A 12,228-nucleotide genomic window follows, 5' to 3' on the forward strand; every position below is an offset into this window, starting at 1 on the left:
TATTAATTATTTTTTTCGTCTTTTATAATCTTACCATCACTAACAGTAATAACTCTATCAGCTTTATCTGCTATTTTTTGATCATGAGTTATGATTACAAAAGTTGTGTTAAATTTTTTATTTATATCTCTTAAAAGTTCATAAATATCATCTGTTGTCTTAGAATCTAAGTTACCTGTTGGTTCATCAGCTAGAACTATCTTTGGATTATTTATAAGAGCTCTTGCTATTGCCCCTCTTTGTTGTTGTCCTCCTGATAAATCAGTAGCCTTATTATTTTTAACCTTTGATAAATTTACTATTTCAAGTAATTCTTCTGCTCTATCTCTAATTTCCTTTGTTATCTTTTTACCTGATAACATATAAGGCATTAAGACATTTTCCATAACAGTAAATTCAGGTAATAAGTAATGGAATTGGAATATAAACCCTAAATCTTTATTTCTTACATCAGCAAGTTGATCCTTACTCATTTTATCTGTTCTATTTCCATTGATATATACTTCTCCACTTGTAGGTGAATCTAAAGTTCCAAGAATATTTAACATAGTACTTTTACCACTACCACTTTGCCCTATTATTGAAACAAATTCTCCTTCTTCAACTTCTAGGTTAACATCAAATAAAACTTGTGTTTTAACTTTTTCACCATATATTTTGTTTATATTTTTTAATTGTAAAACGCTCATTTTCTGCCCTCCTAGTTATCTCTTATTATTTGCATTGGGTCTAACTTTAATGATTTAGTTGCTGCAAATACTGCTGCAAGTGTTGAAGCAAAGAATGCTATTATCATACTTATTACTATAAAAGCTGGATATAACTCATTTGTTACGATTGGTGCTCCATCTGAACTCTTTACAAAGTTTGCGAAGATTTCAAATAAGCCTACACCACAAATTCCACCAATTATTGCTCCTATAACTCCAAGAATTGACCCTTGATAGATAAATATCTTAGCAGCCTTAGAATTTTTAATTCCCATAGCTTTTAATATACCTATTTGCTTTGATTTTTGTAATACTGAAATAGCAAGAACTGATGCTATACTCATTGCTACAGAAATCATTATAAATACTTGTATTGTAAGACTTGATGAATTTTGTCCACTTAAAGCACTTAAAAGACTTTCATTTTGTGCTTTCCAGTTTGTTATCTTTAAATTACTACTTAAATCTGACTTAATTCCATCTGCTATTACATTAGCATTAAATATGTCCTTACTATCTACTTTCATTTCGATTGAATTAACTTTTCCTTTTTCAGCAAACATTTGTTGTGCATATGAAAGGTCTGTAACTACCCAAGTATCATTTAATTGCGCAACCTTAAGATTTGCTATTCCACTTATCTTAACTTCTTTTACGTCTCTATTAGCTGCAGTAAACTTAAATGTATCTCCAACTTTTAAATCAAATTTCTTAGCAATTCCTTCACCTATTACAACTTCATTAGAATTGCTTGGTAAAGTACCTGATATAAGGTCTTTCTTTACATCATAAATATTTTGACCATTTCCAAAATTCATACCTCTAACAAGAATTGATGAATCTACTCCATCTTCACTTATAAGGCCTGGTGTATCTAAAACTCCTGTAATTTCTGTTACCTTATTAGGATACTCTGATTTTATCTTATTTATAATTGCGTTATAATTATCAAATGTCTTTGATGAACCTTGCTCATCTGTAATTGTGATCTGTGAACTATTTCCTACAGTATTTTGAACCATATTATTTGCTACATTTTTTATTAATAGACCTAAAAAGATTTGAACTGTAACACCTAAAGCTATCCCTATAGCTATAAGAGTAGTTTGCACCTTGTTAGACTTTAAAAATCTAGCTGCAATCTTCAAGCTTATATTCATTATAACTAATCTCTCCTTTGTTTATTTACTATCGTTTGTTACTTTTCATTTTCTATATACTTTTTAATTACTTTTATATTCATATCTATTAATGATTGTGCATCTAAATCCTTTGTTGAATTCATATGAGCTATAAATCCATGTTTTTGTCCTGGATTTAATTCATCCTCACTCTTTACCCCAACACTTCTTAAGAATAAATCTGCATGAAGCTTTAAAGCTTCTTCCTTTGTTGGATTTGCTTCTTTTAAAGTAATTAATTCACTAAGCATTTCTTCATGCATAGCTCTAAGTGCTGACATATCTCTCTTTTCTTCAACATGTTTTTGATGCATTCCTTCATGTGCATTCATTACTATATCTTCAAATTTTTTATCCATACTAATCATATAATCTTAGATATTTTCAATGTTATTTTTACTTTTTGTTTATCTAAGACTTCCTCCTTGATTTAAAGTATAGATGTTTACCTTAGGTCAAGTTCAAGTACTTTTTTAAATTTTTTTTATTTTTTTTCAGTTTCTATATAAATTCTAATAAATTCGATTAGATTTTCTATGTCCTTACTATTAACTCCTCTTAAATCTTCTGGTATTACATCAACTTCTTCAAGTACCTTTAAAAGTCTTTCAAGCCCATCTTCTCTTTCCTCCATATTATTAACACTAAGATTGAGCTTTTGTAATATCTCTATTTTTTTATCCTTTTTTCTAGTCTTAGAAAATTCAACTAATAAATCTAACATTATTTTATGATTTTCTCTATAAAACTCATCTATATTTTCCTTTACCCCATCTCTTTTCTTATGCTTACTTAATCTAAGAGAATTTATATCTTCTATAAGCACATCCCAATCTACTCTATCTGTCGCCTTTAAATTATTATCAACCATATCAAGTGATTCTCTAATAACACTTAAATTTTTTATCTTTATATCAATAGCTCTTTTTTGTTTATTTATAAGTTCCTCAGTTTTTTCCTTATTATCTAAATCATATTCCTTAATTTCAGCTATAGAAAAACCTAAGAACTTAAGTCCTATTATCTTTTGTAAATTTTTAAAATCCTCATCTGTATAGAATCTATGTAAAGCTTCATTTTTATAACTTGGTTTTAAAAGTTCTATTTTATCGTAATATCTAAGGGTTCTCTCTGTAACTCCTGCCTTTTTAGCGAATTCATGTATTTTATAAAAATTACTCATTTAGTTTTCCTCCTTAAGCAATATTATTTTCTATTATAAGCTATTTATTATGATATAAATTTGTCAATATATCTTAATTTAATAGGTTTTATTTTTAACTTTCTCTCTTATATAATTATCATTATAAATTATAGATAACAATGAAAGGAGTAAAAATTAATGAAAAAAGCAGCTTATGTTTTTGGCTACTTAGGTTTCTTTTCCACATTCGTATTAGGATCATTCGAATTAATAATGATTTCAGTAAATTCATTTACAGTGATTACTCAGGCTGAATTATATTTATTTTTCTTAATCAATATATTTAGTCTTATTTTACTTATATTAACTTATTTAAATGATAACTACAAATCAATAAACTACTCATTTGATTTACATGCATTTAATCTACAAGATAGAAAAGTTGCTATAATATTCTTAATTATGAATATTGCATTAGTTTTTTTACTTCTAGATTCAAATTGTTATAATTCGGATAAAGACTTATTTATATTAAGATTACAGGATTTTCTTAATACACCATCAGTTTACCTACCAATAATACCAAGTATTATTTCAGGTATACTATTTGTTATAAATAGTACAAAAAATAAATCTCATGTACTAAAAAAAAAGATGAGAGTTAGTTAACTAACTCTCATCTTTCTTATTTTTCACCATAAATTTTAACTATATTAATTATAACCTCAACAGCTTTTTCCATTGATTCTATAGCAACATATTCATATTTTCCGTGGAAGTTTTCTCCTCCAGCAAAAATATTAGGTGTTGGAAGTCCCATAAATGAAAGTCTAGCACCATCTGTACCACCTCTAATTGGCTTTACAAGTGGTTTTATTCCTGCCATTTCCATAGCTTTGCTAGCATTTTCTACTATATGCATCATTGGTTCTATCTTTTCTTTCATATTTCTATAACTTTCTTTAATTTCTACAGTTACAGTTCCTTCACCATATACAGCATTTAATTTTCCTTCAATTTCTTTAAATTGTTTCATTCTTCTTTCATATCCATCTTCAAAGAAATCTCTTATTATAAATGCCATTTTTGTTTCTTCAATTGAACCCTTGATATCCATAAGATGTGAGAATCCTTCATATCCAGATGTTTTTTCTGGAACTTCATCAAGTGGAAGCATTGAAGTAAATTCATGTGCTATTAATATTGAATTTATCATTTTATCTTTTGCATATCCTGGGTGGACATTTCTACCCTTTATAGAAACACTAACTCCTGCTGCATTAAAGTTTTCATATTCAAGCTCTCCAACTTCTCCACCATCCATTGTATAAGCAAAGTCCGCTCCAAAAGCTTCAACATTGAAATGATCTGCTCCTTCACCAATTTCTTCATCTGGAGTAAATCCAACTTTAATATCACCATGCTTTATTTCTGGATTATTTATTAAATATTCCATAGCTGTCATTATTTCAGCAACACCAGCTTTATCATCTGCTCCTAAAAGTGTTGTTCCATCTGTTGTTATTAATGTTTTACCAACATATTTTTTAAGATCTGGGAATTGTTTTGGTGATAATACTACATCTAATTCTTTATTTAAAACAATATCTTCACCATTATAATTATCAACTATTTGTGGATTAACATTTTTTCCTGTCATATCTGGAGCTGTATCCATATGAGCTATAAAGCCTATTGATGGTATATCTTTATTATCTGTATTAGCAGGTAAAACTGCATATACATATCCTAACTCATCTTTAACTACATTTTGCATACCAATTTCTTTTAATTCTTTTGCAAGTTTATCAGCTAATACATGTTGACCCTCTGTACTTGGAGTTAAACCTGTTGTTTCATCTGATTTTGTGTCTATCTTAACGTATTCTATAAATCTCTCTTGAACTTTCTTCAAAACAGTCTCCTCCTTAAAATTCGTATTTTATTAATTATATTATGATACTTTAAAACTCCAAATTCAAGCTAAATATTTCCTAGTCTTCTCTTCCAAGTCCATGATTATAAATTCTTCTATTTTCAAGTGACCAAAGTCTTTCAGAAAATTCTCCAACCTTTGTTTCTCTTTTAAGCTTTTGCATATCATACATTCTTGCATCTATTGTATCTATATAATGTAGCATCTCTGCTTCTGCTATCATAGGCTTTACAGGACTTCCGTACTCTGGTTCATAATGATGTGAAAGTATCATATGTTGAATTAAAATTAATTTATTACTTTCAATTCCAAGATCTCTTCCAACTACCTCTACTTCTTTTATTCCTTGTGTTATATGGCCAAGTAATGTTCCTTCTAGAGTATATTCATCAACTATACCAAGCTCTGAAGCTCTCATTTCTTTTATCTTTGCAAGATCATGAAGAATAATACCTGCATATATTAAATCTACATTTAAGAAATCATATAAAGTAGCAATACTTTCACCAAGCTTTAACATTGTTAAAATGTGATATAAAAGTCCACCTCTAAGTGAGTGATGATTTCTTTTTGCTGCCGGATAATACATAAGTTCTTTTCTATTATTATCTATCATAGTGCTTATAAGAATTCTAATTTCATCATCCTTTATCTTTTCTACATATGCTTCTATTTGTGCTATCATTTCTTCACTTGGCATTGGTGCAGTTTGCACATAATCTTCTATTACTATATTATCAGTACTTTCTAATTTATTTATTTTTTCAACTTTTAATTGAAGACTTCCTTGCCAATTAGTAACCGTTCCTCTTACCTTTACAATTTCATTAGAGTTATATAAATTTTCATTTTCATCTGTTACTTCCCAAATCTTCGCTGATATTTCTCCAGTTTTATCTGATAGTATAATATCTAAATACTTTTTATTACTATTATTAGCTACCTTACAAATAATAGATTTTATTAAATAAAATCCTTCGACTTTTTCGCCTTGCTCAAATTCAGCTATTTTCTTTTCTAAAACGCTCATATTCATATCCTTTCTTGAACAATTAATGTTATACTTTATATTATTGACATATATATAGAATTTGTAAACTCTTTTAATCTACTCGGAGGTGGGAAATTTTGATAATCCCTGAAGATGTTAAATTTATACTTAATAAATTTCATAATAACTCATATGAAGCTTTTATAGTTGGTGGTTGTGTTAGAGATACTCTTCTTGGTAGACCATTAAATGATTATGATATAACAACTAATGCTATGCCAGAAGAAACAATAAAATTATTTGAAAAAACTATACCTACTGGAATTAAACATGGGACAATAACAGTGTTAATAAATAAAGAAGCATATGAGATTACAACATATAGAATTGATGGAGAATATCTAGATAATAGAAGACCTGAAGAAGTCATATTTGTAAGTAATATAAAAGATGATCTTGCAAGAAGAGACTTTACAATAAATGCTCTTGCATATAGTCCTTATCTAGGATTTAAGGATTATTTTAATGGTACAGAAGACTTAAAAAATAAACTTATAAGAGCTGTTGGAGATGCAAATAAAAGATTTAATGAAGATGCTCTTAGAATGATTAGAGCTATAAGATTTAGTGCCCAGCTTGATTTTAAAATTGAAGAAGAAACTTATAATGCTATTAAGAAAAATTCAGAGCTTATAAAAAATATAAGTATTGAAAGAATAAATGTAGAACTTACTAAAACTCTACTTAGTAAGAATCCAAGTAAGGGAGTTCTACTTTTAGAAGATACAAGAATCATAGAAAATTTATTTTTAGAGGATCATAATAAATATTTCTCTAAAGAATATTTTCGAGGAAATATTATCTCTTTAGACAAATCAACTAACTCTTTAGCATTAAGATTAAGCCTTTTAATATCAACTTATTTTAAAGATATAAGTGATTCTGATTTTAGAAAGATTTTAAGACAACTAAGATTTGATAATAAAACAATAAATAATTGCTTTATTCTATATAGCAACTTAAATAGTTACCAAAAAATAAAATCTAATAAAGAACTAAAAAAACTTATAAGTTCTATAGGAAGTGATTTAATCTTTATCCTCTTTGAATATACTCTTTTATTACCTAATCTAAAAGATCAAGATATAGAAAAGATTCATGAATTAATATCTGAAACAAAGAGAATACTTAATAATAAAGAGCCTATTTCAACTAAGGATTTAGCTATTTCAGGTTCAGACATTATAGCTGAATTTAAAATTAAACCAGGTAAGGAACTTGGTGCTATTATTAACCATCTTGTTGATAAAGTCTTAGAAAATCCAAAACTTAATAATAAAGCAGATTTATTTAATATAATAGAAAATGATTTCATTTCAAACATGTAAATTTATGGGTAAAATATTCATTTTATCTTCACATTTAATTTATATAATTAAATCAATAACATTAAACTAAATTTGACACATAAGGAGATTTTAATATGAAAACAGTATTTTTTAATCAAAATCCAGTTAGTTTAAAAGGTCAAGAAGTTATTGTTGGAGAAGAATTCAGAAACTTTACAGCTATCGATAATGCTCTTCAAGAATTCAATTCAAAAGATACAAAAGGAATAAGAGTTTTTGTTGCAGTACCTTCACTTGATACTGGAGTTTGTGATTTAGAAGTAAGAACATTTAATGAAAGATTAGCTAAAGTTGAAAATGTAACTTGTTACACAATTTCAATGGACTTACCATTTGCACAAGCAAGATGGTGTGGCGCTAATGACATAGATATAGTAAAGACAGTATCTGATTTCAAAGACAGAAACTTTGGAGAAGTTACTGGAACTTATATAAATGAGCTAGGTCTCTTAACAAGAGCAGTATTTGTAGTTGATTCAAACAACAAGGTTGTTTACTCAGAATACGTTGAAGAAGTTACAAATCAACCAAATTATGATGCTGTACTTGAAGCTGTTAAATCAGCTAAATAAAAAACTCCCCTAAGTAATATCTTAGGGGAATTTTTTTGTTGGCTAATTTTGATTTATTTTAATCTTATTATTAGCTTTTTTTTAAATTTAATACCTCTTTATTTTAATTTTCATCTAATATTTAACCTCTTTATTTAAGCCAAATAGATATAAATATTTATCATCTATTTTCTTTCCTAGAATCTGTTCTAATGTTTCTGCATATAAATCTATTTGCATTCTATATCTTTCTAAAATTTTCTCTTCATCACCTTCAAGAACAAAATCAGTTTTATAATCTAATAAAACTACTCCTTCTTCATCTTCAAAGAAACAATCTATAATCCCCTGAAGTCTTACTGTTTCATCTTTATAAAGTTCTTTATCAAGATTATCATAAAGATTTATTGCTGGTATTTCTCTAAAGAAAGGAAGTTCTCTATGAATTTTATATCCTTTTTCTTTAGCTCTTAAAAGTCTTTTTCCTAATTCTGATTTAAAGAACATGCTTATTCCAATGGCATTGACAACTGCTGCTTCCTCTTCTCTTAAAAGCTCTCTTTCCACCATATCATGAAGAAGATCTTTTATATCTTTAACACTTATTTTATCAAAATCAACATGAAGCATAACAAAATGCATTATAGTCCCTCTTTCAGCAGGTGTTATACCTTTTTTCTCTTCCATAAACATAGGTAACTTTTCTCTTGCTTTATCTTCTTCAGTAATAACTTCTCCATCTTCTTTATTAAATTGTTCTATATCATCAGCTGAATATAAACTTTCAATATCTGAATCATCTATATTTTTTCTCTTTAAATCTGATACAGATATATTAGATGGTACATTACAAATATCAATATATTTATATCTAAATTTAAGTCTTCTCTTTATCTCTTCACTAACTTCTTTTTCACAATTCGCTAAAGCTGATTCTTTTTCTTCACAACTATCTTCTTTTTTATCTTTTAAAAGTTCTGATTTATACCATGTTTTAATCTGCCATTTTGATTTATCCTCAATATTAAGTGTAATACCACTCTCACCATTTCTTATTTCATTTGCATCAGGATGTTTTGCAAGCGCCATCCCAATCCAATCTAAATAACTAGTGTTACTTGCTAAAAGCTTTGCAGGATTTATTTTATTTCCTTCTGAAATTCTAGCAGCTTCAGCCCATTTTGCAAACTTACCTTCTATGCCCTTAATAGCTCCTGTAATAATTAATTTTTCTCTTGGTCTTGTAAGTGCAACATATAAGATTCTCATTTCTTCTGACAAAGCTTCTATTTTAGCTTTATTTTTTATAGCTGTTTTAGGAAGCCCTATATATTTTTGTTGTCTCTTAACATCAACTACATCGACACCAATTCCTAATTCATCATGATATAGAACATCATTCTTCTTAAGATCCATAAGATTAACTTGTTTACCTGTTCCAGATAAAAAGACTACTGGAAACTCAAGTCCCTTACTTTTATGAATACTCATAATTCTAACTACATCTTCATTTTCTCCAAGGATTTTTGCTGAACCCATATCATTACTTGAAGATTTTTTTATCTTCTTTATAAAGTTTATAAAATTAAATAATCCCTTAAAGCTAGTAGATTCATATTGCTTTGCTCTTTGGAAAAGAATTTTCAAATTAGCCTGTCTTTGTGGACCATTTGGCATTGCCCCTACATATCCATAGTAAGCAGTATCAGTATATAAATACCAAATAAGCTCATCTATTGGAGTATATTCAGCTTTTGCTCTCCACTCTGTAAGTCTATCTTTAAAATAAATACACTTTTCTCTAAGTTCACTTGAAACTAAACCTTCTTCATCACAGATTTTTTCTATATTTTCATAGAAGTATTTATCTTTATTTATAAGCCTAATTTCTCCTAATTCTTCCGCTGTAAATGAGAAAATCGGACTTCTAAGACTTGCTATAATATAAATATCCTGCATTGGATTATCTATTATGTTAAGTAGTGACATTATGGTTCTTATCTCAGTAGTATCAAAATAACCTGTTCCTGTATCAGCATAAACTGGTATTCCAACAGCTCCAAGCTCATCTAAAATTCCTTCACTCCACTTTTTTGTACTTCTAAGTAAAATAACTATATCTTTATATCTAAGATTTCTATACTTTCCAAGGTCTTTATCCCAAACAACATAACTTTTACCGTCTTTGGGTGACATAAGCTCTTGTATTCTATTTGCTATAATTCTTGCTTCAAATTCTATATCATTTAAATCTTCATCTTCTTTTTCTTCAGAGTCATCATCTTCATCTGGTCTATCATTACCACTCTTATCTAAAATATGTATCTCTGTTTCTAATGAATTATAAACTTCATTAATATTAGTTCCCTCAATCATAAAATCTTCACTAATATCAGGATAATCAAAACCTAGATTAAGTCTCTCTTTTTCATCATATTCAAGTTCACCAACTGTTTTACTCATAAGTGTTTCAAAAACAAAGTTTGCTGATGATAATATCTCTGATCTACTTCTAAAGTTTTTAAATAACATTATCTTTTTACTTGTATCTTCTTCATTTTCACCATAATTCTCATATTTACTTAAGAAAAGTTCTGGCTTTGCCTGTCTAAATTTATATATACTTTGCTTAACATCTCCAACCATAAAAACATTAGGATTTTCTTCTTCTCTTCTTGAAATCATATTTATAATAGTTTCTTGAATATTACTACTATCTTGATATTCATCAACAAGAACTTCAATAAACTTTTCCTTAAGTTCTTTAGCTACTGCTGATGGTTTTATTTCATCACCATCTTTTTCTACTAATATTTTTAGGCATAAATGTTCAATATCGTTATAGTCTAAAATATTTTTTTCTCTTTTTTTCACACTATATCTATCTCTAAACTCAATAACAAGTTCCCCTAGACATTTAACTATAGGGTACATAAGCTTTATTCCTTTAAATATTTCTTCTAAATTATCTGTTGGAACACTTTCTGATAAAGCTATGATTTTCTTTTTAACATCATCTCTTATATCTTTTATGCTATCTTTTAAGACCTCATCTAAGATATCACCTTTTTTTAGCCTTTTTATAGTAGCAAACTTCACTGTGCTCATTGCTCTATAAACATTAGAAATACTTCCTGTATCTATTTCAGATACAATATTTCTAACAATTTGTAAGTCTTCTCTTAAAGTAATAGCATAAGGAGCAAGCCACTCTACTTCATCACAAGTTTCTATTGCTTTTGATAATATATAATCAAAATTAGAAAACTCAAGTTGTAAGCCCTCTATTATAACTTTACTCCATAAAGTTTTATCTATATCTGAAACTTCTTTAAGATTATATTCCTCAGCCTTTTCTAATAACCATTTATCAGGCCAAGGTCCACTCATAACAAATCTATAAAGTTTTTCAATCTCATCTTTTAATTTCTCATCATTATTTCCATTTGCAAAAGCATCAACTAAATCTAAGTATTCTTGTTTACCTTCTTCATACTTATCTTCTAAAAGTTCTGAAACTACATCATCTTTTAAAATTGAACATTCAGCTTCATCAGCTATTCTAAAGCCTGGATCTAAATCTATTAAATGATAATTATTTTTTATAACATTAAGACAAAATGAATGCATTGTCATAATATTTGAATGATTTAAAAGTGATAACTGTCTTTGGAGAATTTCTGAACTTGGATCTTTTTCAAGTTCTTTTGATATAGCATCACCAATTCTTTCTCTCATTTCTGATGCTGCTGCATTAGTAAATGTAACAACTAATAATCTATCTATTGATGCTAAATTCTCCCCCTTAGTTAACATCTTTATTATTCTTTCAACTAAAACTGCTGTTTTTCCTGAGCCAGCTGCAGCTGCTACTAGTAAATTGCAATTTCTTGTATAAATAGCTCTTTCTTGCTCTTTAGTCCATTTAGTTGCCATAAGAATCTCCTTCTCTAATATCTATAATAATCTAAGTAAATTTCTGTAACTATATAAATATATTATAGCCAAATAAAATCTCCTAAACAAACTGATTAGCTATTAAAATTATTCTAAGTATAAAACTTTAATTATCGCTTACAACTAACTCTTATAATATGAATAATTAAGAATAAATTATATATAAAATAAATTATAAAAAATATTGACTCAATAATAAGACATGATAAGTTATTAAATACTAAAGAATAAATAAAAATAAGAGTTAAAAAAACGGAACATAAAGATAGGATTAATGAAATGTTATTTAGATTATAAACACTCTTCTTCCATCTAGTAAGCTTTTTTGTATTTAATATGTATATGATAA

10 protein-coding genes are annotated in these 12,228 nt (G+C 27.7%); 3 read left to right on the forward strand and 7 right to left on the reverse strand.

Going from position 1 to position 12,228, the window contains the following annotated elements:
• Window positions 1-2: 2 nt before the first annotated feature.
• The 4 genes from BN8917_RS02385 to BN8917_RS02400 form a co-directional block, all read right to left on the reverse strand.
• The gene (locus BN8917_RS02385) at window positions 3-689 is read right to left on the reverse strand and encodes an ABC transporter ATP-binding protein (protein WP_066870136.1); all 687 of its coding nucleotides are present in this window, start codon (window positions 687-689) and stop codon (window positions 3-5) included.
• An 11-nt stretch (window positions 690-700) separates the two neighbouring features.
• Entirely contained in the window at window positions 701-1,870 is a 1,170-nt protein-coding gene (locus BN8917_RS02390; RefSeq protein ID WP_066870139.1) for an ABC transporter permease, read from the reverse strand.
• 38 nt (window positions 1,871-1,908) lie between these two features.
• On the reverse strand, window positions 1,909-2,250 hold the full coding sequence (locus BN8917_RS02395) for a hypothetical protein (protein ID WP_066870142.1): 342 nt from the start codon (window positions 2,248-2,250) through the stop codon (window positions 1,909-1,911).
• A gap of 125 nt (window positions 2,251-2,375) precedes the next feature.
• Complete coding sequence (locus BN8917_RS02400) at window positions 2,376-3,074, reverse strand: MerR family transcriptional regulator (protein WP_066870144.1); 699 nt, start codon at window positions 3,072-3,074, stop codon at window positions 2,376-2,378.
• A gap of 159 nt (window positions 3,075-3,233) precedes the next feature.
• Between BN8917_RS02400 and BN8917_RS02405 the strand changes: the two genes are divergently transcribed.
• A complete protein-coding gene (locus BN8917_RS02405; protein WP_066870147.1) occupies window positions 3,234-3,704 on the forward strand; it encodes a hypothetical protein in 471 nt (156 codons plus the stop codon).
• A gap of 16 nt (window positions 3,705-3,720) precedes the next feature.
• On the opposite strand, the gene pepT is transcribed toward BN8917_RS02405, so the two are convergent.
• Entirely contained in the window at window positions 3,721-4,950 is a 1,230-nt protein-coding gene (gene pepT / locus BN8917_RS02410; protein WP_066870149.1) for a peptidase T, read from the reverse strand.
• Window positions 4,951-5,029: 79 nt separating this feature from the next.
• Window positions 5,030-6,001: a 3'-5' exoribonuclease YhaM family protein gene (locus tag BN8917_RS02415; protein WP_066870152.1), complete on the reverse strand. Its 972-nt coding sequence runs from the start codon at window positions 5,999-6,001 to the stop codon at window positions 5,030-5,032.
• Between the two features lie 98 nt (window positions 6,002-6,099).
• On the opposite strand from BN8917_RS02415, the gene BN8917_RS02420 reads away from it, so the two are divergent.
• Complete coding sequence (locus BN8917_RS02420; RefSeq protein WP_066870155.1) at window positions 6,100-7,350, forward strand: CCA tRNA nucleotidyltransferase; 1,251 nt, start codon at window positions 6,100-6,102, stop codon at window positions 7,348-7,350.
• Between the two features lie 95 nt (window positions 7,351-7,445).
• Entirely contained in the window at window positions 7,446-7,943 is a 498-nt protein-coding gene (gene tpx, locus BN8917_RS02425; protein WP_066870158.1) for a thiol peroxidase, read from the forward strand.
• 114 nt (window positions 7,944-8,057) lie between these two features.
• Here the strand turns inward: tpx and addA are convergent, their stop codons facing one another.
• Complete coding sequence (gene addA, locus BN8917_RS02430) at window positions 8,058-11,858, reverse strand: helicase-exonuclease AddAB subunit AddA (RefSeq protein WP_066870161.1); 3,801 nt, start codon at window positions 11,856-11,858, stop codon at window positions 8,058-8,060.
• Window positions 11,859-12,228 lie beyond the last annotated feature (370 nt).

Source organism: Clostridium mediterraneense (assembly GCF_900091705.1).
Taxonomy (GTDB): Bacteria; Bacillota; Clostridia; order Clostridiales; family Clostridiaceae; genus Sarcina; species Sarcina mediterraneense.

Excerpts from the sequence above, each read along its gene's own strand:
- BN8917_RS02390 (WP_066870139.1), bottom strand. The coding sequence starts at position 1,870 with ATGAATATAAGCTTGAAGATTGCAGCTAGATTTTTAAAGTCTAACAAG.
- BN8917_RS02405 (WP_066870147.1), top strand. The coding sequence starts at position 3,234 with ATGAAAAAAGCAGCTTATGTTTTTGGCTACTTAGGTTTCTTTTCCACA.
- addA (WP_066870161.1), bottom strand. The coding sequence starts at position 11,858 with ATGGCAACTAAATGGACTAAAGAGCAAGAAAGAGCTATTTATACAAGA.
- BN8917_RS02395 (WP_066870142.1), bottom strand. The coding sequence starts at position 2,250 with ATGGATAAAAAATTTGAAGATATAGTAATGAATGCACATGAAGGAATG.
- BN8917_RS02385 (WP_066870136.1), bottom strand. The coding sequence starts at position 689 with ATGAGCGTTTTACAATTAAAAAATATAAACAAAATATATGGTGAAAAA.
- BN8917_RS02400 (WP_066870144.1), bottom strand. The coding sequence starts at position 3,074 with ATGAGTAATTTTTATAAAATACATGAATTCGCTAAAAAGGCAGGAGTT.
- BN8917_RS02415 (WP_066870152.1), bottom strand. The coding sequence starts at position 6,001 with ATGAGCGTTTTAGAAAAGAAAATAGCTGAATTTGAGCAAGGCGAAAAA.
- tpx (WP_066870158.1), top strand. The coding sequence starts at position 7,446 with ATGAAAACAGTATTTTTTAATCAAAATCCAGTTAGTTTAAAAGGTCAA.